We start from the raw sequence: 26420 nt of genomic DNA, 5'->3' as shown, positions 1-26420 counted from the left end.
GGATGGAAAACGTGAGGCGCTCTGAGTCAACGCGAGGCGTGCATGGAGATTGACTATGTGTGATACGTGACACGCACTATCATACTGAGTGCGAGGGCGAGGAGAAACTGGGAAATACCCTAGTTGGCAACGGCTCGACCGCCTGCTGAGGAGGCCACCGGACAGTGCCGGAGAATAATATCGTAGAGCTGGCCTGCTGCGGATTCCTTCGGCAAAAAGTCCGCGGCACCGGCCTCAGTCATCGCGAGTTTCACTTGCGGATCGTTGCGGACTGATATGCCGATGACGGCCATCGACGCGTGCTCGCGGCGTAACAGGCGTGTGGCTTCGACGCCGTCGATGAGGGGAAGGTTGACGTCCATGACCACGACATCAGGCTGAAGCGAACGCGCCATGACGACGGCATCTTGCCCGTTGGCAGCCTCGCCCACGACCGTCAGATCCGTGTAGCTGTCGAGGATACTGCGCAACCCCTGTCGCACCATGGCATGGTCATCTACCAGCAACACCTTGACCGTCTTGGCCTGGTCCTTGGCGGGAGAGCCGGCAGGATGAGCCGCGGTCTGTTGGACGTTCGCGGATGAGGAGACCGCGGTTTGGCCAAGGGGAAGATGCAGAATCGCGATCGTTCCCACCCCCAGGGCGGAAGACAATTCGCATTCCCCTCCCAACAATTCCATCCGCTCTCGAATACTCAACAACCCGAATTTTCCATGGGGATCTCCCGGATGGGTGAGGTCTGCCATATCAAATCCGACTCCCTCATCTTCTACACAGATCCAGAGTTCCTGTTGCTCGTCGACGCTGACCGTCAATGTCGCGTGGTCGGTCTTGGCATGTTTGATGATGTTGAACAGCAGCTCGCGCACGGATTGAAAGAGGAGAACGGCTTGATCGTCGGCCAGGGTGAAGGGCGTGCCGCCGAGTTCGACCGACACTCGCAGATTGTGCTGCTTCATCTGCTCACCCAGCCAGAGCAACGATTTAGCCAAACCGAACTGATAGAGGATCTGGGGGCTCAGCTCGGCCACTAGGGAACGGGTATACGTCAGCGCCTGGTCCAGCATGCTGTCCACCTGTGTAAGGGTGGAGGAGATTGCAGGGTCGCCGATTCGCGGAATGAGCTGGGAAATCCGCAGCCGGCTGGCAACGACCAGTTGGGCCAGGTAATCGTGGAGGTCGGTGGCCAATCTCCGCCGTTCACGTTGTTCGGTCAGCGTGAGTTCCGAAGCGAGTGCGCGCAGGCGCTCCTGTGATGTGCGGAGTTCCTGCGTGCGTTCCGCAATGCGGTGCTCTAATTCGCTTGCAGAGGCGTGCAGTTGTTGTTCCGTGGCCTTCCGTTCCGTCAGGTCCACCAGCATGTTGACGGTGCCGAAGACTTCCCCTGCCTCATTCCGCAACGGGGTTGAATGGTGGGTGACCGGAATCTGTGTTCCATCCTGGCGTCGAATCACGGCTTCGAGGCCGAGCACCGGGCGACCCTGCTTCAGCGCCTGACGCAGCGGGCATTCGTGATCGGGCATCGGTCCACCGTCCGACCCGGTGAGCCGCCAGGATCCACGCCAGTACGGCGCTCCTGAGGTCGGCCGGCAGTGCCAGAGATCCACGGCCGCTTGATTGTAATGTGTGATGAGTCCTTCCGCGTCGGTGGTGAAGACCGCGGCCGGAAGTCCTTCCACCAGGCTGGCCAAATGGCGTTCTGCCTGTTTCCGTTCGGTGATATCCCTCGCGATTTTTGACGCGCCCACGATGCGGCCCTTGCCGTCTTTGATCGGGGAGACCGTTAGCGAGATGTGGACCAGCGAGCCGTCTTTGCGTTGTCGCACGGTTTCATAGTGATCGATTCGTTGACCCGTCCGGATCCGCCCCAGGATGTGGATTTCTTCATCAAATCGGTCCTTGGGAATCAGTCGATGGACCGGCTGACCGATCATTTCATCTGCGGTATACCCGAAGAGTCGCTGAGCGCCTCGGTTCCAGCTTGTGATGATGCCGTTGAGATCCTTGGAAATGATGGCATCATCCGATGACTCCACGATGGCCGCGAGGCGCGCCGACATGAGGTCGGCTGCGAGCGGGTCCGTCATGGGTGCGAATGCCTCGTTGTCGGGTTGCATGGTGATCGGTTCGTGGCGACAGGTCCTTCGCCTCACTGGTGTCGGTCCGAGGGCTATGGTAAACGGTTTGACAGCACTTCGCCAACTAGGCATAACGCTAGCGCGGTCAGCCGGTTATGTCAGGGAGGTGCCGCACCGGGGGTTTTCGTCCGCAAGCGCCTGGCGAATGGCTTCATACAATTCATCAACCGCGGCCTCTTTCGATAAGAGTCTCGCGGCTCCGGCCTTCAGCATGGCATCCTGGGCTTCTTCGCTGTTTTGCACGGAGAGTCCGATCACGGCAATGTGAGGATGGCGTGACTTGATCTCGCTGGTCGCGTCGATTCCGTTGGTCTTGGGCATGTTGATGTCCATGATCACGACGGCCGGGTGCAGGCTGTCTACTGACTGAATCGCCTCACTGCCGTCCGCCGCCTCCCCGATGACTGCGACGTCGTCGTAGTTCTCTAACAGGCTGCGCAGTCCTTCGCGAACCATTTGGTGGTCGTCCACGAGCAGTATCCCGATGACGGATGATCCTGGCTGGTTGCCGACCCTCGAATCGAATGGGGAGTTCTGAGCGGGAGCCGGGCCGTCCTGAGCGGGGACCGGGCCTGGTGCCGTGCTACTCGGCTCATCACGGACCGCCCGGTAGGGAGTGGTGAGAATGGCCCTTGTCCCGCTCCCCACAGCGGACTCGATGTTCAAGCGGCCTCCCATTGCCGCCATCCGTTCACGGATGCTGAAGAGTCCGAATTGGGACGAGGCGGTGCCCCGATCCGGCGGGGGGCTGGGCACGAATCCGCAGCCGTCGTCCTCCACCAGAATCTCGAGCCGGTCATCGTCCGTCAGGGCGATGGTGATACGAGCCTCATTCGCCCCGGCATGTTTCACCACGTTGAACAGGAGTTCCCGCACGGACTGAAACAACAGCACCGCCTGATCTTCGGGAAGCCCCGGCTCGCCGGTGTCTTCCTGCACGGTCACGGTCAGCCCGTGACGGTGCATCTGGTTCGCCAGCCAGCTCAAGGCATCCAACAGCCCGAACTCTTTCAGGTTCGGCGGCGTCAGTTCGGCGACCAGTGAGCGAGTATAGTCGAGCGACTGAGTCAGGACCTGGTCTGCTTCCTGGAGCAAGAGGCCGATGCGATCCTCGCTCACAAGCAGGAGTGTCTGGCGTAACTTCATCCGCATGACGACCAGCAATTGAGCCAGGTAGTCGTGCAGTTCCGTGGCTAGCCGTTTGCGCTCTCGCTGTTCGGTCAGCGTGAGTTCCGTGGCCAATGCGCGCAGTTGATCCTGCGACTGTTGCAACTCCGCCGTCTTCGTATCGACCGCACGTTCCAAATCGATACTCCACCGTTGCAGGCGATCCTCCGCGTCCTTGCTGTCGGTCACGTCGTGACTCGCGCCGATGTATCCTTGCAACTCGCCCGTCGCAGAGAGGGTCGGCATTCCGATGCTGTGGAGCCAGCGATAGGTCCCGTCGCGGCGACGGCAGCGGAAGAAGGTTTCCACGCGCGTGCGAGCCTCAACTGCAAAGCGGTAAGCCTCAGCGGCCTGCGCCCGGTCGTCCGGGTGGATGCATTCGGCCCAGCCGGACACGTCGATCCGCTCGGCGCGTGGTGCTCCGAAAAACTCAAGACAGGCCTGATTCACAAATTCACATCCGTCCTGGCCGATCATCCAGATGATCACCGGGGCACTGTCGGCCAGGCTTCTAAAACGGGACTCACTCTCGCGCAGGCGACGATTGGCCTCGTCACGTTCGCGCAGCAAAGCGGCTTTTTCTTCAGCGAGCGTCAGAAACTTGTCCCTCTGGCGGGCCAGTTCCTCACGCTGCCGATAGAGATCCAGAAAGATCGCTGCTTTACTGCGCAACACATTCGGCTCGATCGGTTTGTAGAGAAAGTCGACGGCCCCGGCCTGGTATCCGCGGAAGCGATGCAAGTTGTCCTGCGGGCCGGCGGTCAGGAAGATGATGGGCACATGTTGGGTACGCCGGGACCCGCGCATCAGCTCCGCCAGCTCAAACCCGTCCATGATCGGCATTTGCACATCGATGATCGCCAGGGCGATGTCATGCCGTAACAGGAGCTCCAGCGCCTCCCGTCCCGATCTCGCTCGCAGCATCTCGACGCCGTCATGCGACAGCACGGCGCCGAGCGCTACCAGGTTGGCTTCATGATCGTCGACAAGCAGAAATTTGGCCTGATTCATGGCTGGCATCATGGTCGTTGCCCTCGTGACACCAACAGATCGGTGAGGTCGGAGAGCGACATCGGTTCCGCAGTCGGACAAGCGGCCAATGCCGCGTTCGGCATCATCCGCGCCGTCGCCGAGTCCGGATGTTGCACCAACACCGTGCCGCCGGCGCGGCCGACCGCACGAGCTCCCTGGGCGCCGTCGTGGTTCGCTCCGGTTAAGATCACGGCCAAGAGATGCTCCTGGTAGACGTCTGCGGCGGATTCGAACAGGACGTCGATCGAGGGCCGTGAGAAATTGACCGGTTCTTCGTTCGACAGCGAGAGCCGGCGATCCTGTTCCACGAGCACGTGGTAATCCGGCGGAGCGAAGTAGACCGTGCCGGGGAGAATGGGCTCCTTGTCCTCCGCCTCTTTCACGTTGATGCGGCATTTGGTCTGCAGGAGACTCGAAATCGAGTGGGGCTGGTCCGAAGGCACGTGCACCACCACCAGGATAGCCAGCGGAAAGTCCTGCGGGAGCGGCGGGAGCAGGTGGGAGAGCGAGGCAATCGCTCCCGCCGAGGTGCCGATGACGACGGCTTCGATGTGGCCGATGGAGATCACCGTCCGCATGGGTTTCAGGTTTCTCCCCGTTTCTGATAGATCCGCTCATGGGGCAGAAGCTCGGTGAAGGCCTTGGCGTGGGCATTAAAACGCAACGTTTCTCTGGCCCCCATTCCCAGGAATCCCTTTCGGACCAGCGCGTCTTTGAAGAGTCCCACCGCGGTGTCTTGCAGCGGACGATCGAAATAAATCAACACATTCCGGCAGGAGATCAGATGCATTTCGCCGAAGACGGAATCGGATGCAAGGCTATGGTCTGAAAATACCGTGCGTCGGCGTAAGGTCTGATCAAAGCGAGCGGCCCCGTAGGCGGCGTGGTAGTAGTCCGACAATGAACCGCTGCCGCCGGAGAGCCGGTGGTTCTTCGTAAATAACGCCACGCGATCCAAGGCATAGACTCCGGCCTCCGCCTTGGCGAGGGCATTGCCGTTGACATCGGTGGCATAGAACATCGTCTTTTCTTCCAAGCCTTCTTCCCGAAACAGGATCGCCAGGGAGTAGAGCTCTTCCCCGGAACTGCAGCCCGCGACCCAGACTCTCAGCGAGGGATAGGTCCTCAAGTGCGGGATGATCTGTTCACGGAGTGCGCGAAAATACGCCGGGTCACGAAACATGTCGCTGACTTGTACGGTCATATAGTCGAGCAGCTGGGGTAGGACCCGGTCGTCGTGCAGTAAGCGTTCCTGCAGCGCCGAGACCGTCGGGCAGCCGAGGCGCTGGCAGGCGAGAATCAGACGGCGTTTGAGGGAGGCTCGTGAATACCCACGGAAATCATAATGGTATTGTGAATACATCGCCTCAAGAAACAGGCGCAGCTCGATGTCTTCCGTCCTCGCCGCGGTCTCCTGTGTCATCGTGGCATCCATACACGTATCAGCGAAAGCAATTGATCCACATCCAGCGGTTTCGCCATGTAGTCGTTGGCGCCCGCCGCCAGGGCCTGTTCCTGGTCATTTTTCATGGCCTTGGCGGTCAGGGCGATGATGGGCAGTTTCTGCCAGTCGGGGCGTTCGCGAATCGCTCGCATGGCGGTCAGTCCGTCCATTTCCGGCATCATGATATCCATCAGCACCATGTCGATGCCGTACTCTTTGGTCAACATGGCGCGATCCAGCAGGGCCAGGCATTCCAGCCCGTTTCGCGCGATCTCCAGCTTGGCACCATGAGGTTCCAGGACTGCGCTCAAGGCAAAAATATTGCGGACATCGTCTTCCACGATGAGAATGCGTCGTCCGTCGAGGGCGGCATTGCGGCTCCTCGCCTTCTCCAGCATGCGCTGTTGTTCGGGGGGCAAGGTCGTGACGACCTGATGCAGGAACAGCGTCACTTCGTCAAGCAGCCGCTCAGGCGACTTGGCGCCCTTGATGATGATGGAATGCGAGTATTTACGCAGGCGCTGTTCTTCGTCGGTGGAAAGGTCCCGCCCGGTATAGACGATGACGGGCGGAAAGGCGAGGTGCTCTTCGCGACTCAGGTCTTCCAGCAATGAAAAGCCGGACGCATCCGGTAAGGTGAGATCCAACACCATGCAATCGAAGGTTCGTTGCGTCAGATGTGTGAGGCATTCGGCGGCGCTTTCCGCCCCCACGGTTTCGACGTCGTTCGAGCCGAGCAACAGACGGAGGCTTTCACGCTGCGCAGGATCATCTTCCACGATGAGGACCCGGCGAGGCCGTTCCGTCAGCCGAGTTTCGAACCGCCGGAAGGCTTCGACCAGCTGCTCACGTTTGACCGGTTTGAGCATGTAGCCGACGGCGCCGAGCGAAAGTGCCGTCTTCACGTGGTCATGGCCGGAAATCACGTGGACCGGAATGTGGCGCGTGCGCACGTCTGATTTGAGGCGGTCGATCACGGAGAGACCGGAATGGTCCGGCAATCCGATATCAAGGATGACGGCACTCGGGAGGTAGCGGGAGGCGAGGAGTACCGCATCGGACGCCGTGGCGCTGGTGATAACCTGGAAGTTGAGTTCATGGGCCAGGTCCGAAAGAATGCGCGAAAAGGAGTCATCGTCTTCGACGATCAGGAGTAGCCGTCGATCAGCCGAGAGCCACTCTCGGTCGTCAGCCAGTCTTGGCACAGCGCGGCTGTTCCGCTGCTCCCCCGCCGACAGGTCATCGAGACTGTGTGACAGTGAAGGGGGAACCGGTGTGTGCCCGGATGAAGAGGGGAAGGACACAGGAGCGGCCGAGCCGGCTCCTGCCTGAGGGAGCAGCACAGTGAACGTGCTGCCCTGTCCGGGGACGCTGGTCAGGTGAATGTGGCCGCCGAGCAGGCGCACGAATTCTCGGGAGATGGAGAGCCCGAGACCCGTTCCCCCGTACTTGCGGCTGGTCGTTCCGTCGGCCTGACAAAACGGTTCGAAAATCAATCCTTGCTGGTCGGTCGGGATGCCGATGCCGGTGTCCTGTACGGCGAAGGCGAGCCAGCCGTCCGGCAGCGGGCTGATGTCGAGGGATACCGAGCCCGTTTCTGTAAATTTGATCGCGTTGGAGAGGAGATTTTTCAGCACCTGTTCCAGGCGTTGCCAATCGGATTCGATGGATTCCGGCGCCCCCGGCGCCTGTGTGACACGCAGTCGGAGGCCCTTCTGTTCCGCCAAGGGCGCGAACAGGGCCTGGAGGTTGTCCCGCAGGCGTTTGAGCGAGATATCTTCCGACGTCAGCTCGATGCGCCCGGCTTCGACCTTGGCGAGGTCGAGCACATCGTCGATGAGGGTCAACAGATCATGGCCGGCGGATTCGATGGTCGTCACCGATTTGATCTGATCCGGGGTGAGGTTTCCCTGCGGATTATCCGCAAGCAGTTTGGACAGAATCAGTGTGGAATTGAGCGGCGTACGCATCTCGTGCGACATGTTGGCCAGGAATTCCGATTTGTAGCGGCTGACCTGTTCCAACTGACGCTTTTGGGCCTCCAAGGTCTGAGTGGCTTCCCTGAGATCTTCCTTCTGTCTCTCCAGGATCTGGGCCTGTTCCTCCAACTGGCTGTTCGTCTGTTCCAGTTCAACCTGCTGTTGTTCGAGCCGGCCATGCGATTCCTTGAGTGCCCGGCTCTGCTCTTCGAGTTCCTCATTGGCGACCCGGAGTTCCTCGCTCTGCACCTGCAATTCTTCGGCTTGACGTTGGGTCTCCTCAAGCAGCTCCTGCAGCTGAGACCGATAACGGGCCGACCGGACGGAGAGGGCGATAGCTTGACTCAGACGGCTGATCAACTCCCGATCCGAGTCCTGCACCGGGTGAAAAAACCCGAGTTCCAGCACGGTGTTGATGCGGCCGTCGACGCCGACCGGCGCGATCAGCAGATGCCGCGGCGCATGTTGTCCCAAGGAGGAACCGATGGTGAAGTAGCCGTCCGGCAGATCCTGGACCACGATGGGCTGTTGTTCATGAAGCGCGCGGCCCAACAACCCGTCACCGGACCGAAGACGATCGGGGATGGGACTGCCGTCCGGCACTCCATAGGTGGCGGTCCGGTGGAACTCGCCGGCCTCTTCGATGAAGATGGCCCCGCCCTGCGCACCAAGGTATGCGGCGAGCCCGTGCAACACATTTTCCCCGAGCGTCCGCAGGCTCTGATCGCCGATCATTCGCTCGCTCAGCACCGTCTGGCCGACCCGCACCCATTCTTCTCTCCGCACGGCCAGGCGCCCGCTGACGAACTGATGTCCGAGGGCGGCCAGGGCAATGGCCGTCACGACACCCATGCTTCGATTCATCAACGCCAGGGAGGGATCAATGCCGGCAGGGCTGATGAAGAGACCGACGAACATCATCAGTGTCACGACAGCACCGATGATGACCGGCACGGCGGGATTCCAAGTAAGATACGAGAGCACAAGAGGAATCAAATACAACACCCAGACCGTAATGCCGAGCGCGGTATAGAATTCAGACAGAAACACCAGCGCCAGGGCGAGGGCGAGTCCGCCGGTGATCAGGGGTGTCGGCCGTTGTTGAAATCGCCTCATCGGGTACTCAGCAGGGCGTTCCGGGCGGTGAGGATGGTGTGGTAGAGATCTTCGACGGCGGCCTCCTTGTTCAGGAACGCGATGGCGCCAGCCTCGCGCATGGCCATGCCCACATGGCCGGCATTTTGAACGGACAAGCCGATCACGATCGTGTTGGGCATGACCTCCTTGATCAGTCTGGTGGCCTCGATGCCGTCCATCCCCGGCATGTTGACGTCCATGAGGACGACATCGGGTTGTAATTGGGTGGTGAGGGCCACCGCTTCCTGCCCGTTGGCCGCTTCACCCAAAACTTCGATGTCCGCATAACCGGCCAGCAGCCCGCACAGCCCTTGCCGGACCATCGCATGGTCGTCGGCGATGAGGACCCTGATGACCGGGGTAGGCCGGTGAGGGTGGCCGTTGAGATGAGTGGATGATCCCGGATGCTCCTTGGCGGTTCGGGGTGAACCTGTAGCCGGTGTATGGTGAGGCAACAGCGACCCGGCTGGTCCAAGCGGAGTCGCAAGGGGCATGACAAGCGTCGCGATCGTGCCCTCACCAGGCCGTGAGCGGAGATCGAACCGTCCCCCGAGTGCAAGCATCCGCTCACGGATACTAAACAGCCCGAATCCGGGCACGGTCCCCTGTCGGGGCAGAGCGGTCTTCTCCGCTGGCAAAAAACCAGTTCCATGGTCCGTCACCGTGATTTGCAGATGACCGTCGTTGACCAGGACCGCAATGGCCGCGTCCTTCGTGCCCGCATGTTTGACCACATTCATGAGCAGCTCGCGGATGGATTGGAACAGCAGCATGGCTTGATCTTCCGGAAGGGCCAGTTCGGCCGGGCAGAAGTCCAGGGAGACGTGTAGATCTCGTTGGAGCATTTGCTCCGCCAACCATCGCAAGGCCATCGGTAGACCGAATTCCTTGAGAATCGGCGGACTGAGTTGGGCGACCAGGGTTCTGGTGTAGGTCAACGCCTGATCCGTGACCTCCTGCAACTCATGCAAGGTCCGGCTCAGCGGGGGCGCCATCGGGTGTTGCATGGCTTGCGCCAGACGAATCCGGCTGAGGGCGAGTAGTTGGGCCAGGTAGTCATGCAGCTCCGTCGCCACCTGTTGTCGCTCGCGCTGTCCGGCCAGGTTCAGCTCGGTGGCCAGGGCCCGTAACTGTTCCCGCGACTGTGTCAGCTCGAGCGTGCGTTCGGCGACGCGATGTTCCAATTGAGCGGCAAATCGCTGCAAGTCCTGCTCGGCTTGTTTGCGTTCGGTGATGTCATAGTTGATACCGATCATGCGGACCGGCCTGCCCTGGTCATCCGTGACGGTCGCACCCTGTCCTGACAGCCAGCGGACGGCGCCGTCCTGGTGCACGACGCGAAATTCCGACGTGAACAAGCCGGTGTCCATGGCTCGCGTGGCTGCGTCCTGTACCTGGGCCGCATCGTCAGGATGCAGCGCCGTGTAGAACTCCTCCGCTCGACGGACTGGCTGATCCGTCGGCCGTCCGAAGAGTTCGTACTGTTTCGCGTCCCAGGTGGTCTCTCCGGTATGGAGATTGAGATCCCAGGCGCCCATGCGTCCGGCCACCATGGCCAGTCGCAGCCGTTCCTCGCTGGCGCGCAGCACCTCATCGGCCTGGGCCCGTGCGACGGCGAGTGCCAAGGTCGTGGCCAAGGCCTGCGACCATTCGATCTCCTCGTCGGTCATGCGGCGGGGCCGGTCGAAGTACAGCATGAATTTGCCCAGCAATCGGCCGCTATAGGTGAGGGGAATGAAGGCCAGGGCCTGGATGCCTTCCCGTTGGATCGTGGCCTGCAATTCTGGCGTCAGCTCAGACAAGGCGACGTTCTCCATGAACAGAGGCGGAGGGTCTTTCTGATCGGCGGTCCATGGGGAATGCCCCTCGACCGCGCGCTGATACTCCGTAGACAGACCCTGGGACGCCTTGAATCGCATCACGCCTTCGTCATCAATGAGGAGAATCGCCGCCCGATCCGCTTCGACCGCTTCCGCCATGGCTTGCAACGCCCGCTCATAGAGACGCGACGACGGTTCCGCGCGATTCACGGCATCGGCCAGCTCGTAGAGCCATTGTTGCCGTCGATTGACGATCAGCAGCTGTGTCTCCTGCCGTTTTCGGTCGCTGATGTCGAGTCCGACGCCCACGATGGACTGCAGGTCCGTGCCCTCCCTGACGCCTCCGACACTGACACTCATCCACACGGCCGTCCCGTCTTTCCGCCGGTAGCGCTTCTCGATCACGAAATCGGGTCCGCCCTGGACGAGCTGTTGAAACAGGTCGAGATTCCGTGGAAGGTCCTCAGGATCCGTCACGTCTTGCATGCGCATGGCGAGCAATTCAGACTCCGTATAACCCAGCAGGTCGCAGAACCGTCGGTTCACGAGTTGGAATCGGCCGGCCAGATCGGTTTGTGCGACCGTGACCGTGGCTTGGTTGATGATCGCCCGCAATTGCGCTTCGCTGGAGGCGATTTGTCCGGCCGCCTCCCGGCGAAGTCGGCCCAGATTCAAATGGGCCGACACCCGCGCCAGCAACTCTCGCCCGCTGAAGGGTTTCACCAGATAGTCATCAGCGCCCTGCTCGAGGCCTTTGATGCGCGGCTCCTCGCCAGCGCGGGCGGAGAGCAGAATGATGGGAATGGTCTGCAGGGCCGGATCGGCCCGCAGAATTCTGGCGAGTCCGATGCCGTCCAGTTGCGGCATCATGATGTCGCTCAGCAGCACATCCGGGGGGCGGCGGCGAATCTCAGCCAAGGCGGCACGTCCGTCACCGACCGCTTTGACCTCGTAGTGCTCGCGCAGGAGGCGCACGATGTAACGGCGCATATCCGCATTGTCGTCGGCCACGAGGATGCGTGCTCGTCTGGATGCGGGCCCATCCGGCGAGGGCACCTCCTCCTGCGAGACATCTGTTCCGACCTCGGGCAGCCACTGCCACGCCTCTTGGAGATACGCTGAGACGGCCGGCGCATGTGTCGAGGCGGCGGTATCCAGACTGACCTGTTCCGGAGGCAGATGGTCCTTGCCCCAGGGAAGCGTCACGGAAAAGATGCTGCCTTCGTCGAGGCGGCTCTCAACCTGTACCGTCCCTCCATGCAGTTGCACGACTTCCCGGACGAGTGCCAATCCGATTCCGCTGCCTTCATGCGTCCGGCTTTGCCGGTTCTGCACTCTGTAGAATCGTTCAAACAGCCGCGGGAGCGCGTCGGTGGGAATGCCGACTCCGGTGTCCTGCACCGCCAGCGTGACGCCCTCCTGACTGTGTCTGATCGATAGCGAGATTTCGCCCTGAAATGTATGCTTGAACGCGTTGCTGAGCAGGTTGAGGACGATCTTTTCCCACAGGCTACGATCGACATAGACCGGTTGCGGCAGGGGCGGGCAGTCGATACGGAAGGTCAGACCGGCTCCCTCGACGGCGGAGCGAAACCCGCTCGCCAGGTCCGCACTGTAGGCGGCCAGGTCGGTCGGTTGATACAGGGCCTCCGTGCGGCCTGCCTCAAGGCGTGAGAAGTCCAGCAGGATATTCACGAGTTTCAGGAGGCGCACACTATTGCGATGGGCAACGTCGAGGTTGGTGTTATGCGGCCGCTCGCGGAGTTCTTCCTCCAGCGGACCGAGCATGAGTGTGAGGGGGGTGCGAAACTCGTGGCTGACATTGTTAAAGAACTCCGTCTTGGCCCGGTCCAATTCCGCCAGGGCCTCCGCGCGTCTCGCCTCCGACTGATAGGCTCTCGCATTGGTGAGGGCCATGGCAATTTGCGAGGCGACCATGCCAAAGAAATGCCGATAATCACCGTCCAACTGCAGACGCGGACTGACCGCGGCGATGAGGAGGACATCGCCGTCCTGATGGGTGCCTTGGGTGATGGGAAGAATGATCGCCTGTCTAGTCGGTTCGGGCCATGCCCCTCCGGGGAGCCAGCCGAACCGATCGGCCAGATCGTCCAGGACCAGCGGGCTACCCTGCTGAAGCGACGCTGCGAGAGGCCAGCTCGCCGTGGTTTTGGGGTCGTGGAGTTGGACTCGGTCCTGTCTGGCAGGGTGGTCCTTCTCCAGCCCGATCGCGCCGGCGAGGGTGGCTTGGCCGCCGCTCCGATCTAATCGATACAGAAGGGCGAAGGGAAGATCGGTGGGGTCGGTGGCGAGTGATTGTAAGGCCAGCGCACAGGCGTCGTCCTCGTGCTGAGCAGATCCGGAAAGGGAGGCGAGTTCGCGCAACAAGCGCGTGCGGCGATCGTTCAGGACACGGTAAGTGGTCTCCTGAACGATATTCAGGATCCCTTCGACCTGCCCGTCCTGGCCACGAATGGGATTCAGGCTGTAATCGAAGTAACATTCTTCCGTATAGCCGAACCGTTGCATGGGCAACAGCTCGTCGCTTCTCCAGTTGGCCTCCCCTGTGGTGAGGACGCTTCGGTAGTAATGCTGGATCGTGGGCCACAATTCCGGCCAGACGTTCCTCGCCGGTATGCCCAGTGCCCAGGGATGCTTCCCGCCCACGATCGGACGCCAGGCGTCGTTGTACAGGAGCCAGGAATCCTTCCCCCAATAGATGGCCATCGGGGTTTGGGCGGTCAGGCAGACACTCAAGGTGGAAACGAGCGCGGTAGGCCACTGTTCGATCTGGCCGAGCGGAGTGTTCGACCAATCGAAGGCCTTGATACGTTCCCCCATATCACTTCCGGTCAGCCAGTTGGACGGATCGTGTGCATTCATCGTGAGGCCCGGCACAATGGAATGGTCGCGGATGGTGCTTGCCCGTGAAGGTACCGTGAGTCATGACCGGACGATGCTCAAGAATCGCTGAAGGTTGTAGCATTCCCGGCAGTCCCCCCCCACTAGTGAAACCCCTAGTCGAGGGTCTGTGCTGGCTGTCCGGCTGGTCAGGGGGCAGGCCTTCGAACCATCTCCCCTGGCTCCCCCGGCCGCTACCCTGGCGGGGGGATCTCCGGGGCGGTCTGTTCGAGAACGCCGACCGCCCGTTGAGACGAGTCGAGTTTGAGTGTCACGCGCTCGCCGATCGACAGGTTGCGGAAGAGGTCCGGATTTGGAATGGAAAAAGACACCGTTTTCCCCACATCGGTGGTTACGCGACCCCTCCGCTGATCGAGGTTCAACTCGATCAGCAAACCCGACAGAGTCTCTGAGGAGGAGCCTTCCCGCTCGGCGATCAGATGGAGCGCAGAGGTGTGGATCTCGCCCTCCTGTTGCATGGAGTGCGGAGTCGTGGGTGGTAGAGGAACCGGATCAGACGGCTTTGGTGGGACGGTCGGGCCTGGTCCCGGCTGTGGAACGGGCACCGGCACCTCCGGTGTGCCGGCGGTCCATCCCCCCGTCAGTAGCGCGGTCACGATGAGTGCTCCGAGCAAGTGATTCCGCATGGTGTCCCTCCCGGAGCGGCTGGAGGACCGTTGGACGGTCATCTCCCGGCCGCTCACGCATTGCCGGTCGACGCTGCGGGAATGGTCTCCGCCACCATCTGGTGACAGAGGGCGGCGCAATGTCGACACACTTTCGCGCAATCTCCGCAAGCCGCGTGGTGTGGAGCATGCTGCTCACAGAGCCCGGCGCAGAGTTCGCAAATCTCCGCACAGAGTGCACAGACACGAATGGCAAAGGCCGAGTTCCGGCCCATCCATTGAGCCGCCAGGAGACAGATGTCCGCACAGTCGCGACAGAGTCTGATGCAGCGGACTATGAGGTCCTCCGATTCCTCATGAGGCATGCCGATCATGTCATCCGCGCAGGCATTGCAAAAATGCGCACAGTCCATGCACGCCTCGATACAGTCGATGGTGTGTTGCTCTTGTGAATGGGGCACTGCCGCCATGCTCGCCTCCTTCCGATGTCGCTCACGTCGTTGTCTCATGCGTCAGGCTACGCCGGGATGAGCGACAGGCCTACTAGGGAAACCGCTCGTTTGCGTCGCCATCGACTAGGGAGATGACTAGCTCAGGACGCAGTCGCATCTCGTGTAAGGTGGCGGGCACATGGACCAGACGACTTTCACGACCGGCGATGCTAGGGCTGTTCCACGTGGGGATCGATTAAAACAGTCCGATCATGGTTATCGGCCCGACGACCACCAGAACCGGAAACCGGACGATACTCCATCGCCGATTCTCCAATCCGGACAGACGTGCTGGCGCATTGAACCGGCCGAGCGAGCCGCCTTCCTCATCGACGGGGAGGCCTATTTCCAGACCTTCCGGGACGTCGCGTTACGGGCCTCACAGTCGATCTACATCGCGGGATGGGACCTCGACACGCAGGTCGAACTTGTACGGGGGGCCGAAGCGGTCTCACCGTTGCCCGCCAAACTCGGGGAGTTTCTGACCGCGCTGCTACGCCGCAAACGCCGTCTGAAAATTCACGTGTTGAACTGGGACTTTTCCATGATTTATGCCCTTGAGCGTGAATGGATGCCGACGGCGCAGGCCGGCTGGAACAGGCATCGCCGGTTAGTGTACCGAGTGGACGGCCAACATCCGCTCGGTGCGTCCCACCATCAGAAGCTTGTTGTGATCGACGATACGGCTGCATTCATCGGGGGCCTGGATCTCACGAAATCCAGATGGGATACGAGTGCCCATGCGACTGCGGATGTACGACGTGTCGACGCCGACGGGCAGGCCTATCCTCCGTTTCATGACGTGCAGATGATGGTCGCGGGAGCGGCGGCTGGCGCCCTCGGGGACCTGTTCCGTACTCGGTGGCAGGTCGCCACGGGGCGACGCCCGCCCAGGCCTACACAACGCCCGGTCACGGACCTCTGGCCCGCAACCTTGCAACCCGACCTTGAACAATGCGAGGTGGGGGTGATGCGAACCCAACCAGGCTTCGCCGGCCAGGCTGAGGTCCGGGAGATCGAGCAGGCCTATCTCGAAGCCATCAAACGGGCGCGACATTCGATTTATATTGAATCGCAATATTGTACCTCCCACACCATCGGACGTGCCCTGGCAGCCCGGTTGTCCGAACATCAGGGGCCGGAAGTGGTCCTGGTGTTGCGCCACAATTGCGACGGCTGGTTGGAGCGTAGGACGATGGACAGTTTGCGGGCCAAGGTCCTCCATGACCTGGAGTTGGCCGATCACTATGGCCGGTTGTCCGTCTATGCTCCGACCGTATCGGGGAGTGAGGGACCCGAATGGGTGGCAATCCATAGCAAACTGCTGATCGTCGATGACGAGTTTGTGTGTGTCGGCTCGGCAAACGTGTCCAATCGGTCGATGGGATTCGATACCGAGTGTAATCTCGCCATCGAAGCGCAGAACCAACCACGGGTTCAGGCAGTCATTGCCGGACTGCGGAACCGACTGATTGGCGAACACCTTGGCGTCGAGCCGGCACGACTGATGGAGGCGACGCAGTGCTGCGGGTCCCTGCTACAGGCCATTACGTCCTTACGCGGGGGGCCGCGCAGCTTGGAGAGCGGCTGTTTCACCGGCACAGATGTGCCGGCAGTGATTCCAGAACAGCGCTTGGTGGATCCGGAACGAGCGATGGGGATGGAGGAGGTGCTCGGTACGGTGGTGCCCGCCCCGGAACGTCATCATTTGGGCCGTAGGCTGCTGGCCGGATATCTGCTGTTGGGGGCGATCGGGCTCTTGGCTCTCGCCTGGCGATGGATTCCGCTGGACGACTGGATTCAGGCAAGCGGGGTGATTGCAGAAATCCAGACCTTGGGCCGCAGCCCATTGGGGCTTATGGCGTTGCTGGGGGGATATGTGGTCGGTGGATTCGTTGCGGTTCCCATCACGCTGCTGATCATCCTGACGCTGCTCGCATGCGGACCATGGTTGGGCATGAGCGCCGCCCTGGCGGGATCGCTGTTGAGCGCGGCGACACTGTTCTGGCTGGGCCGCGTCTTGGGGCGATATCATGTGCAGCGATTCGCCGGTCGCCGCGTTGCCTACCTCAGCCGGCGATTGGCGCAGCGGGGCACCTGGGCGGTGTTCCTGATCCGGATGCTTCCCGTCGCCCCGTTCTCGATGGTCAATTTGGTCGCCGGATCGACGTCGATCTCCCTGCGCGAGTTTCTGCTGGGCACGGCGTTGGGAATGAGTCCCGGTATTGTGCTGCTGTCCGCCATTCTGAATGGCCTGGACGGGGCGTTGCGGGCTCCCACGCCCGGTGCCCTGGTCGGCCTCGGGCTGTTCGTCGGGTTGACGTGGAGTGTGGTTCGATATGTGTTGCGCCATGTCCCGATCATGCGACCGGTCACGACAGCAGGACGCGACAACATGGCGAGTCCTGCCTCATAAGTCGCAAAGGATCGTTCGACCATGGAGCTGCGAGTGGCCTCGTACAACATTCATCGGGCGATTGGGAAAGACGGGCGGTATGAGCCAGGCAGAATCCTGCGAGTGTTGTCGGAAATGAATGCGGACATTGTGGCGTTACAGGAAATCGATTTGAAGGAGCCAGGCGGTCATCAGCTGCTGCCTTGGCTGGCCGCGTGCACCGGTTTGAGGGCGATACCAGGTCCGGTCCGTTCGCGAGGGCCATGCCAGTACGGGAACGCCTTGTTGACCCGGTTCCCCGTGGCAGGCGTCCGGCACTGGGATCTGTCGGTTGGTCTGCATGAGCCCCGTGGTGCGCTGGATGTCGATTTGCGGTTGCGTGGACAGACGATGCATGTCGTCACCACGCATTTGGGATTGTGGCCGCGGGAACGTCCCGTGCAAGTGGAGCGTTTGCTGAAATTGTTCGCGCCGAACCGCCAAGACCTCACCATTTTCATGGGAGACCTCAATGAATGGAACGTGCGAGGCAAGACATTACGGGGATTGAGCCGACTGTTCGGCGCGTCATCCTCTCCGGCCACCTTCCCCGCCCGCTGCCCGATCCTCCCATTGGATCGAATCTTGATCGCACCTGCCCAGGCATTGCTGTCTGTGGCGGTGCACGACACCCCGCTCAGCCGCCTCTCGTCGGATCATCTGCCGATTAAGGCCGATATACGCTTTCCGCCCGGATCGGTTCCAGGGACTCGGTCACCGGTGGCGTGAGGGCCACGGGGCTGCTCTCCCGCCGCGAGAATTTACTGGAACAGCTGGGGCAGTAGGCATGCGTCAACCGGTACTCGCCGCTGCGAAGCCGATGGAGTGAGAGATACGCAGACAGCGGTCCCCATTCCTCGCCGGGACTCCCCTTCGCGGAATCATCCCGCACGTTATCGCAGACACAACAAATGGCGATGAATCGTTCCTGGCTCATGATGAGACCTCCAGTCAGCAAGATAGGGTTGTCCCTGATATCTGTGTAGGGTCGGGTGAAGATGTACCCGTCTCCCGCCGGCCTCACTCCGGACGGCGGGTCATTCGGAGCGCGGAGTTACTGCACGGTGACGGAACCGTGGGTGTTGGGTAAATCGTGTTTGTCGTCGGATGATGCGTGGACTGAATACTTGAACGTGCCGATTCGCGTAAAACAGAGACCGGCCGTTTCATGACTCGCCAACTTGGTGCTGTTGTCGATTCCCATCCCCATGGATTTCGAAAATCCATTCCGACAGGACACGGTGTGGTCCAATGCTTGATCGATTGTGATCGTCACCGCATCCTGTCGCTGATTGATCCAGCGGATTTCGTCGCCGGCCCGCACGGTGAGAGTCTCCGGATGAATGGTCTCGTTGATGACGATATTCCTGACCATTCCGGTCCTCGTGCCGGCTTCCGTTTCCGATACCGTCTTCGTGGCCGTTGGGGAATGGGAACAGGCGCTCAGGGTCAGTACCGCCAACGCCGCCAATACATGCGTCATCGTCTTCATCGTTGTCCTCCTCTAAGAATGAACATGCCCGTCGTTCACACGTGAGCAATGCTATCGCCCACAATCTCACAGTCTCGCCCCGTCACATACTCGGAATACCCCCAGTGTGCGCCGCTTTGAGAACTGGAGTATGGCTGAATACAGCGGTCTCGATGGCGGATAGATTCATGGCACAGGATAGGGGCAGATGAGATGAAACTCGGAGCGGCATGGGGTCGAACTCTTTGTGCCAGGCTGTTGACCACAGTCGCGGTAGGCCTTCTGGTAAGCGGCTGTGCGTTGACCCTGGGCTATAGGCATGCGGACCGGATCATTGAATGGCAGGCGGATCACTATTTCGATCTGACCTCAGGGCAACGTCGAGATCTGCTGGCACGAACCCAACGCCTTCTTGTTCGTCATCGCAGGGAGATGCTTCCTGACTATGCGGAATTTCTTGACCAATTAAAGGCACGGGTACAAGCCGGGCTGCGACCGGATGATCTGGACTGGGCCTATGCCGCCTATGATCGATTCCGTGGCGATCTGGTCGAGCGCGTCCTTCCTGACGGCAGCGCCCTCTTGACGACTATGAGTGAATCACAGGTACGACATGTGGAGCAGGTCCTGATCCGCGAAGAACAAAAGACCAGGGAATCATGGGCCGGGCCGAGCGATGCCCGCGCCGAGTTGCGGGCGGACAAAGCACTGGCGCTCGCCAGGAAATGGATAGGCTCGTTACAGGCCGGGCAGGTGGCGCAATTGCGTGCGTCTGTGCGGGCGCTTCCCGACGCCGAGCCGATTTGGTGGGAGTCGCGCCGGCAACGTCGTAAGGCCTTCATCGCCTCACTCAGAACACGAGCGACGGAGGAGCATCTCGCGGATGAGCTGCGTGGGATTGTGAATCCGACCGTGGAGCAGTCGGAAGCGGCCCGGGCTCAACTGGATAGGGAGTGGCGCGCGGGACTGACGGCGGTGATCCTGCAACTCGATCACATGCTGACGCCGGTGCAACGGGGGCGGGCCGTGTCATCCATCCAAGACCTCATTGATGACCTCCGGACAATGACGCGTGCACGGTGATCACAGGGAGATCAGAAGTGCACGATCCCGAACAACCACAGTAGGAGAATTACGCTCACCGGCACACCCAGAATCCACAGAATGATCGGCATTGCGGGCTCCTTTCAGCAAGTGGCTTAACAAAAAGGGATGTCGGGAGGAAAAGGCGCCGGGTCAATGACGCGACGTCTTTTCCTCCGCAGTAGAGCGGGCCTATCCAATCGGGACGGGAAAGGACCTGCGCGCTCTTGTGATCACCATGCGGCGGATGCCGACCTTCCGGTACTAGGAGACTCCCTGGGACTTTGGCCAAACATCTCCGGAGTGCCGCGAGTTACGCCGGATGTTTTGCGACAATCGGAGTGAGATTCGTAGTCGCTGGTCCATTAAGCACCGTTCCGAACTTATCGAAGCGGGAACCGTGGCAAGGACAGTCCCACGTGGATTCCGTATTGTTCCACGCCACGATACAGTCCAGGTGCGGGCAAACGGCGGAGCATTTGTGCAAGATCCCTTGGTCGTCACGATAGGCCGCAATCTTGGTCAGGCCATCACGGAGAATGGCTCCCTGCCCCGGCGCAACCTCCTCCTCACTGTTTACGTCGCCGCCGGTCACCCAGTCGGTATATTGGGCAGCCATGTTGAGGGATTCGCGCAGAAATTCACCGGCGGCGCGAATTGTCCTGCGTGATGGGTCGTACAATGGGGCCCAAGGCGATGGGCGCTGCATAATCAGATCCGCAATCACTAAGCCCGCAATGGTCCCGTGAGTCATGCCCATGCCGGAGTCGCCGGTAGCAATGTAGACCTGGTCGGAATCGCCGGGGTTACGCCCAATAAAGCCCAGCCCATCGACTGATTCCATAATCTGCCCGGACCAGCGAAACCCCAGGTCTCCCATCTCGGGGAATCGTTCCCGCGCCCAGGCTTCCAATCGGGCATATCGGGCTTCTCCATCATTCGCTTGACCTGCCTTGTGGTCCTCACCGCCGACGATGATCCAGGTCTGTTCATCTGGCGTTCCCGCCGATTCGGTGGAGAATCGGATGTAGTGGTACGGATCGAGCGTATCCCACAGCAGGACCGGTGTAACGGTTCCCGCCGGAACCCTCGCCCCGATGACATAGCTGATATAGGCTGCTTGCTTGGTATGAATCGTCACGATGTTGTTGATCGGAGTATTGGTAGCCACGACGAGCCTATCTGCCGTCACGGCGCATCCCTGACTCGTCTCGATCGTCACCTGCGCGCCGGTTTCGACGTTCACCACATGGGCGTCCCTAAAGATGCGCCCACCGTCCCGTTGGATAGCTCTGACCAGACCCGTAAGATATTTCAGCGGATGAAATTGGCCCTGACGTGGAAACTTGAGACAGGGCCCGGTGGGGAAGAGGCCGTGAGGCAACCGGTTGAGACGTTCCACTCCGGTTAGGCCCGCACGTTGGGCGGCCTGCCATTCTTCCTCGATCAGATCGGCGGGGCCATTGGAGGGGGCAAACAGGTACCCGTCCAGTCGCATGAAATCACAATCGATGCCCTCGCGTACCCTGATCATGTCGATCCAGTCGATAGCTGCGGAATGGCTTTCTGCAGCCACTTGCGCGCCGGATGCGCCATGCAGACGTTGGATTTCAACATAACGATCATCGACCGCGTTGGAGAGATGTGCGGTGGTCCGGCCTGTCATTCCCCCGCCTGGTGGCCCTTTGTCCACGACGATGATGGATTTGCCGGACTTCATCAGGCAGTACGCGGTGGTGAGACCCGCGATGCCGGCCCCGACGATACAGACATCTGCATGCGCGCCCAGCGTCAGGGGGGGAACCACCGGCATGTCCGTTGCCATCCAGATCGATCGGGTCTGTTCGCTTGTATGGTGCATGGTGTCTCCTTTATGGCCACCAGGGCGATATCGGCGGGAATCGGTTGAACGTCGGCAACGAGTGACCGTATCGGGATCTCTGACAGCCCGCAGCTAGGGAAGAACCTAGTTTTTCATTGCCGCGTCGAACTGGGGATACTCCGAGTGTGCGGACGACCAGTCTGTTGTTAGATGTGCAGACTGAATTCGATCATGAAGGAACAAACATGTCCCGACCACTTTGGAAAGGGTCCATCAGCTTCGGGCTGGTCAACATCCCGGTCGACCTCTACCCGGCGGAGAACCGGAATCGTTTCGATTTGACCCTGTTGGATCGGCGCGACAGGAAGCCGGTGGGGTTCAAGCGGTACAACAAGGTCACCGGGAAAGAAGTCCCATGGGACCAGATCCTCAAGGGGTATGAATACGAGAAGAACCGGTATGTGGTGCTGACCGACGAAGATTTTCGCCGGGCGAACGTTGAGGCCACGCAGACGGTCGATATCGTGAGCTTCGTCAAGGTGGAGCACATAGCGCCTGCCTTGTTTGAAACACCGTATTATGTGGTGCCCGACAAGCGCGGCGAAAAGGGCTATGCCTTGCTGCGGGAAACACTCAAGAAGACCGGCAAAGTTGCGATCGCGATGGTTGTGATTCGCACGAGGCAATACCTAGCGGCGATCATGCCATGGGAAGGGGTGCTGCTGTTGAACACCTTGCGGTATGCGAATGAAATCCGGCCGGTGAAGCACCTGGACATTCCAGCGACGAAGCTTAAAGCAGACGGCAGGTCCGGCGTAAAAGCGCGTAACCGGTGAACGGGACCCCCTGCCCAATGGTGAACGGAGGTATGGATGTGAGGGCAGAAGAAAGGCGCGAGGGAACGACCGTGATGAAACCTTGGCAGGGGATGACGCTCGGGGCAACCGTGGCGGGTGACGCTGTGCGGTTCCGCTGCTGGGCTCCTGAACGGACACAGGTAGAGGTGCTGCTGGAGGGCGGGCGTACTGCGCATTCGATGCAGCAGGAGGACGATGGGTATTGGTCGACTGAAGTCCGTGGTGTGAAGGCAGGCATGACCTACCGGTATCGCCTCGATCGCGGCGAAGCCTACCCCGACCCCTGTTCACGATTCCAGCCGTCCGGTCCCCATGGTCCGTCACTGATCGTCGACCCTGCAGCCTATCGATGGCAGGACAAGGGCTGGCCCGGCGTGAAGATGCGGGGGCAGGCGATCTATGAACTCCACGTGGGCACCTTCACCCAGGAAGGCACCCTGGATGCCGCCTCCGCGCAGCTCGTCGCCCTGAAAGACCTCGGCATCACCGTCATTGAAGTGATGCCCGTCGCCGAATTTCCCGGCCGTTGGAACTGGGGCTATGACGGAGTCGGTCTCTATGCACCGGCTCATGTGTACGGTGATCCGGAAGCGCTCAAACGGTTCGTCGATGCAACGCATCGGCTTGGGCTGGGCGTCATCCTGGACGTGGTCTACAACCACCTGGGCCCGGACGGGAATTATCTGCCGGCCTATACCCATCACTATTTCACTGATCGTTATCCGAACGAATGGGGCCAGGCTATCAATTTTGACGGGCCGGAATCGTGCGGCGTGCGTGACTTTTTCATACAGAATGCCTGCTATTGGGTGGATGAATTTCATCTCGACGGGTTGAGGCTCGACGCGGTTCACGCGCTGCACGATGAGGGCCCACGGCATGTGCTGGCGGAATTGTCGCAGGCCGCGAGGCAGGCGGCCGGAGCGAGATCGATCATTTTGATTGCGGAATGTGAGGCGCAATGGATCCATCCCATTCAGCCCATCAACCAAGGCGGGTGGGGGTTGGACGGGGTATGGAGCGAAGACTTTCACCACGCGGCGCGAGTGGCGGCAACCGGTTGCCGTGAAGGCTATTACACAGACTACCGGGGTACGCCACAGGAATTGTTGTCGTGCATGAAACGATCGTTTCTGTTTCAGGGGCAGCGGTATCAGTGGCAGGGCAAATCTCGAGGTACGGTTGTCGGAGACGAACCGGCGGCCGGGTTTGTGTTTTTTCTCCAGAATCATGATCAGGTCGCCAATCAGTTACGCGGTGACCGACTGCACGAGAAGACCAGCCCAGGCCTGCTCCGTGTGCTCACGGCTCTGCTGCTCCTGTCTCCGCAGACGCCGCTGCTTTTCATGGGGCAGGAGTTCGCCGCGTCTTCACCGTTTCTGTTCTTCGCGGATTTTCCACCCGGCGAATTGGCACAGGCAATTCATCGAGGCAGGAGGGAGTTCTTGGCGCAGTTTCCCAGCGTGGCATCTGTCGAGGCGCAAACAGCCATTCCGGACCCCTGCAATCCGATCGTGTTCAAGCGATCACAACTGGATCTCGCCGAGCGGGACCGTCACCGGAACTCGTACGCGCTGCATCGCGATCTCCTCTGGCTGCGGCGTGAAGATCCGGTGATTGCGCAACAGGACCGCCACCGCCTGGATGGAGCCGTCATTGGATCTGAGGCCTTCGTCGTGCGCTATCCTGGATCGGAGGGTGATGACCGGCTCCTGCTCCTCAACCTCGGACCTGATTGCGAGTATCGGCCTGCGCCGGAGCCGTTGCTGGCCCCTCCGGCCCAACGGAGATGGTCGTTGCTCTGGTCCAGTGATGAGCTCCGTTATGGCGGCCCCGGTGTCATCGATCCGTTGAGCGACGAGGGGTGGCGCCTCCCGGCCGAATCGGCCGTGCTGTACCGCACCGAACCGGAAGGATAATTCCTGTGGCTGTGACCCTTCCCCATCAGGTCGTCACCCTCTCTCTCCCGCGCGATTGTGTGCAGGACGAGGAGTGCCTGCTCGCGCGTGAATGGCTGGTGACGAACGGCCTCGGCGGATACGCATCCTCCACGCTGCTCTGTGCGCCGACCAGGCGCTACCATGGCCTGTTTGTCCCTGACCTGCCTTCGCCCTGGGGCCGGACGGTGATGATCCCGCGGCTGGACGAGGTGGTGCTCGCAGATGCCGGCTCCGTCTATCTCAGCGGAGTGGAGTTCGAGGACGGACGTGTAGACGGCGACCTGCCCGCAGTGCTTCAGGAATTCGTACGTCACGGGCAGACCCCGGTGTGGCGGTATCATGTTGCCGGGCGCCGTGTGGAGAAGCGTGTGCTGATGCCCTATGGGCACAACTCGGTCTATGTCGAATATCGGCTGTTGGAAGGGAACCCGGTTCACATTCACGTGCGTCCGTTCGTGACCTTTCGTATGCTGGACGCCGCTCTTCACGAGGCGAAGCAACCGCCTTTCCCACTGACCGCGGTGGAAGGACGGTACGAAATGCAGCTGTGTGACGGCGCTCCGCCGCTGAAACTGTGTCTGCGCCCCTCCTGCGGTCTGTTTGTGGCGGATGCACGCCTCAGCCACGGGGTCTGTTATCGCCTCGATCGAGACCGCGGTTCTGAGCATCTGGAGAACCTGTCCAGCCCCGGCTACTTCCAGGCCGATGTGACGAGAGAGCAACCTGTCGCGTTTGTCGCCAGTACGGAACCGTGGGAACATCTTGAATGTCGGTCCGAAGCCCTCTTCGAGGCGGAGGCTCAGCGGATCGGCAAGTTGTTACACACGGTCCGGGCTGCAGGGGCTGATGAGACCGAAGAGCGGCTGGCTCTGGCTGCGGACCAATTCATTGTCGCTCCCGGGTCGCGTGTGGAAGAGCAGGCGCTCGCCAGAGCCTCCGGCGACCAAGCCCGCACCGTCATCGCGGGCTACCATTGGTTTACCGATTGGGGGCGCGACACGATGATCAGTTTGGAGGGACTCACCCTTTGCACGGGGCGGTACCAGGAGGCGCGGTCCATTCTGAAGACCTTTGCCGGCTACGTACAAGACGGCTTGCTGCCCAATCTCTTTCCCGAGGGAGAACGGCAAGGCCTGTACCATACGGCGGATGCCACCCTGTGGTACTTCCACGCACTCGATCGGTACTATCGCGTGACAGGTGATCGCGACCTGTTGATTGAGTTGCAGCCGGTGCTGCGATCCATTCTCGACCATCATGTGCGAGGAACCAGGTTCGGGATCGGCGTGGACCGGCGGGACGGATTGCTCCGTGCCGCCGCGGACGGGTATCAACTTACGTGGATGGATGCGAAGGTCGAGGGGTGGGTCGTGACCCCTCGCCGAGGCAAACCTGTCGAAATCCAAGCCCTCTGGTACAACGCACTCCGATGCATCGCCGAGTGGGGATGTCTTAGCGGTCGACCGGAGTCCGAGTGGGCTGAACTGGCGGAGCAGGCGCGAGAATCATTCAACCGGCGATTCTGGTATGAACCGGGCGGCTACCTCTACGATGTCGTCGATGGCGAACCGGGGGACGATCCGGCCTTCCGCCCCAATCAACTGTTGTCGATCGCGCTGCCCCATCCCGTGCTGGATGAGCAGCGATGGCAGGAGGTGGTGGAGGTGGTGGCCGAAAAACTCCTGACGCCGGTGGGCTTGCGGAGCCTCTCGCGCGAGCACTCCGAGTACAAATCGAAATACTTCGGCGATCTGCGCGCGCGGGATGCCGCCTACCATCAAGGAACGGTCTGGGCCTGGTTGATCGGGCCGTTCATCGATGCCTGGCTGAAGGTGTCGTCCGATCCCGCTCAGGCGCGATCGTTGCTCGAAGGATTTCAGCGTCATCTTTTAGAGGGCGGGATCGGCACGATCAGCGAAATTTTCGATGCCGAGCCCCCATACCATCCGCGAGGCTGTATCGCTCAGGCGTGGAGTGTGGCGGAAGTGTTACGGGCGTGGCAGAAGACTCGCGGGCCATCGGCGTAACCTGCCGGACGCGATTGCCCCGTGGCCGTCGGTTCAGTGCCCTGCGAGGAG

The 26420-nt window shown here is 60.9% G+C and carries 16 protein-coding genes; 6 read left to right on the top strand and 10 right to left on the bottom strand.

All coding sequences use genetic code 11. From position 1 onward, the window contains the following. Positions 1-119: 119 nt before the first annotated feature. From KJA79_RS08240 to KJA79_RS08205, 8 genes are all read right to left on the bottom strand, one after another. Positions 120-2117: a PAS domain S-box protein gene (locus KJA79_RS08240; protein WP_213041558.1), complete on the bottom strand. Its 1998-nt coding sequence runs from the start codon at positions 2115-2117 to the stop codon at positions 120-122. Positions 2118-2231: 114 nt separating this feature from the next. Next, complete coding sequence (locus KJA79_RS08235) at positions 2232-4328, bottom strand: response regulator (protein ID WP_213041557.1); 2097 nt, start codon at positions 4326-4328, stop codon at positions 2232-2234. After that, complete coding sequence (locus tag KJA79_RS08230) at positions 4325-4915, bottom strand: chemotaxis protein CheB (protein ID WP_213041556.1); 591 nt, start codon at positions 4913-4915, stop codon at positions 4325-4327. The genes KJA79_RS08235 and KJA79_RS08230 overlap by 4 nt, the downstream gene beginning before the upstream one ends. Positions 4916-4920: 5 nt before the next feature. Then, positions 4921-5760: a CheR family methyltransferase gene (locus KJA79_RS08225; protein ID WP_213041555.1), complete on the bottom strand. Its 840-nt coding sequence runs from the start codon at positions 5758-5760 to the stop codon at positions 4921-4923. Then, positions 5757-8876 carry a response regulator gene (locus KJA79_RS08220; protein ID WP_213041554.1) on the bottom strand — a complete coding sequence of 1040 codons (3120 nt, stop codon included), beginning with the start codon at positions 8874-8876 and terminating at the stop codon, positions 5757-5759. The genes KJA79_RS08225 and KJA79_RS08220 overlap by 4 nt, the downstream gene beginning before the upstream one ends. Beyond that, positions 8873-13600, bottom strand: coding sequence for a response regulator (locus KJA79_RS08215; protein WP_213041553.1), 4728 nt, complete (start codon positions 13598-13600; stop codon positions 8873-8875). The genes KJA79_RS08220 and KJA79_RS08215 overlap by 4 nt, the downstream gene beginning before the upstream one ends. A gap of 212 nt (positions 13601-13812) precedes the next feature. Then, complete coding sequence (locus KJA79_RS08210; RefSeq protein WP_213041552.1) at positions 13813-14265, bottom strand: hypothetical protein; 453 nt, start codon at positions 14263-14265, stop codon at positions 13813-13815. 53 nt (positions 14266-14318) lie between these two features. Further along, entirely contained in the window at positions 14319-14714 is a 396-nt protein-coding gene (locus tag KJA79_RS08205; protein WP_213041551.1) for a four-helix bundle copper-binding protein, read from the bottom strand. A 160-nt stretch (positions 14715-14874) separates the two neighbouring features. On the opposite strand from KJA79_RS08205, the gene KJA79_RS08200 reads away from it, so the two are divergent. Beyond that, positions 14875-17151 carry a VTT domain-containing protein gene (locus tag KJA79_RS08200; RefSeq protein WP_213041550.1) on the top strand — a complete coding sequence of 759 codons (2277 nt, stop codon included), beginning with the start codon at positions 14875-14877 and terminating at the stop codon, positions 17149-17151. Between the two features lie 21 nt (positions 17152-17172). Then, on the top strand, positions 17173-17898 hold the full coding sequence (locus KJA79_RS08195) for an endonuclease/exonuclease/phosphatase family protein (RefSeq protein ID WP_213041549.1): 726 nt from the start codon (positions 17173-17175) through the stop codon (positions 17896-17898). Between the two features lie 325 nt (positions 17899-18223). Here KJA79_RS08195 and KJA79_RS08190 read toward each other — a convergent pair whose 3' ends face one another. Beyond that, positions 18224-18661, bottom strand: coding sequence for a cupredoxin domain-containing protein (locus tag KJA79_RS08190; protein ID WP_213041548.1), 438 nt, complete (start codon positions 18659-18661; stop codon positions 18224-18226). 192 nt (positions 18662-18853) lie between these two features. Here KJA79_RS08190 and KJA79_RS08185 point away from each other — a divergent pair, with 192 nt between their 5' ends. Next, the gene (locus KJA79_RS08185) at positions 18854-19723 is read left to right on the top strand and encodes a DUF6279 family lipoprotein (RefSeq protein WP_213041547.1); all 870 of its coding nucleotides are present in this window, start codon (positions 18854-18856) and stop codon (positions 19721-19723) included. A 313-nt stretch (positions 19724-20036) separates the two neighbouring features. Here the strand turns inward: KJA79_RS08185 and KJA79_RS08180 are convergent, their stop codons facing one another. Beyond that, positions 20037-21584, bottom strand: coding sequence for an FAD-dependent oxidoreductase (locus KJA79_RS08180; RefSeq protein WP_213041546.1), 1548 nt, complete (start codon positions 21582-21584; stop codon positions 20037-20039). A gap of 206 nt (positions 21585-21790) precedes the next feature. Here KJA79_RS08180 and ku point away from each other — a divergent pair, with 206 nt between their 5' ends. From ku to KJA79_RS08165, 3 genes are all read left to right on the top strand, one after another. Continuing rightward, on the top strand, positions 21791-22381 hold the full coding sequence (ku, locus tag KJA79_RS08175; protein WP_213041545.1) for a non-homologous end joining protein Ku: 591 nt from the start codon (positions 21791-21793) through the stop codon (positions 22379-22381). Between the two features lie 74 nt (positions 22382-22455). Continuing rightward, on the top strand, positions 22456-24321 hold the full coding sequence (treZ, locus tag KJA79_RS08170) for a malto-oligosyltrehalose trehalohydrolase (protein WP_213041544.1): 1866 nt from the start codon (positions 22456-22458) through the stop codon (positions 24319-24321). 5 nt (positions 24322-24326) lie between these two features. Then, a complete protein-coding gene (locus KJA79_RS08165; RefSeq protein ID WP_213041543.1) occupies positions 24327-26369 on the top strand; it encodes an amylo-alpha-1,6-glucosidase in 2043 nt (680 codons plus the stop codon). The last annotated feature ends 51 nt before the right edge of the window (positions 26370-26420 follow it).

It is taken from the genome of Nitrospira defluvii (genome assembly GCF_905220995.1).
Lineage (GTDB): Bacteria > Nitrospirota > Nitrospiria > Nitrospirales > Nitrospiraceae > Nitrospira_A > Nitrospira_A defluvii_C.
This window is presented reverse-complemented; position numbering and strand designations above follow the sequence as displayed.

Excerpts from the sequence above, each read along its gene's own strand:
- KJA79_RS08230 (WP_213041556.1), bottom strand. The coding sequence starts at position 4,915 with ATGCGGACGGTGATCTCCATCGGCCACATCGAAGCCGTCGTCATCGGC.
- KJA79_RS08200 (WP_213041550.1), top strand. The coding sequence starts at position 14,875 with ATGGACCAGACGACTTTCACGACCGGCGATGCTAGGGCTGTTCCACGT.
- KJA79_RS08185 (WP_213041547.1), top strand. The coding sequence starts at position 18,854 with ATGAAACTCGGAGCGGCATGGGGTCGAACTCTTTGTGCCAGGCTGTTG.
- KJA79_RS08220 (WP_213041554.1), bottom strand. The coding sequence starts at position 8,876 with ATGAGGCGATTTCAACAACGGCCGACACCCCTGATCACCGGCGGACTC.
- KJA79_RS08205 (WP_213041551.1), bottom strand. The coding sequence starts at position 14,714 with ATGGCGGCAGTGCCCCATTCACAAGAGCAACACACCATCGACTGTATC.
- treZ (WP_213041544.1), top strand. The coding sequence starts at position 22,456 with ATGAAACCTTGGCAGGGGATGACGCTCGGGGCAACCGTGGCGGGTGAC.
- KJA79_RS08225 (WP_213041555.1), bottom strand. The coding sequence starts at position 5,760 with ATGACACAGGAGACCGCGGCGAGGACGGAAGACATCGAGCTGCGCCTG.
- KJA79_RS08240 (WP_213041558.1), bottom strand. The coding sequence starts at position 2,117 with ATGCAACCCGACAACGAGGCATTCGCACCCATGACGGACCCGCTCGCA.
- KJA79_RS08180 (WP_213041546.1), bottom strand. The coding sequence starts at position 21,584 with ATGCACCATACAAGCGAACAGACCCGATCGATCTGGATGGCAACGGAC.
- KJA79_RS08210 (WP_213041552.1), bottom strand. The coding sequence starts at position 14,265 with ATGCGGAATCACTTGCTCGGAGCACTCATCGTGACCGCGCTACTGACG.
- KJA79_RS08215 (WP_213041553.1), bottom strand. The coding sequence starts at position 13,600 with ATGAATGCACACGATCCGTCCAACTGGCTGACCGGAAGTGATATGGGG.
- ku (WP_213041545.1), top strand. The coding sequence starts at position 21,791 with ATGTCCCGACCACTTTGGAAAGGGTCCATCAGCTTCGGGCTGGTCAAC.
- KJA79_RS08195 (WP_213041549.1), top strand. The coding sequence starts at position 17,173 with ATGGAGCTGCGAGTGGCCTCGTACAACATTCATCGGGCGATTGGGAAA.
- KJA79_RS08235 (WP_213041557.1), bottom strand. The coding sequence starts at position 4,328 with ATGATGCCAGCCATGAATCAGGCCAAATTTCTGCTTGTCGACGATCAT.
- KJA79_RS08190 (WP_213041548.1), bottom strand. The coding sequence starts at position 18,661 with ATGAAGACGATGACGCATGTATTGGCGGCGTTGGCGGTACTGACCCTG.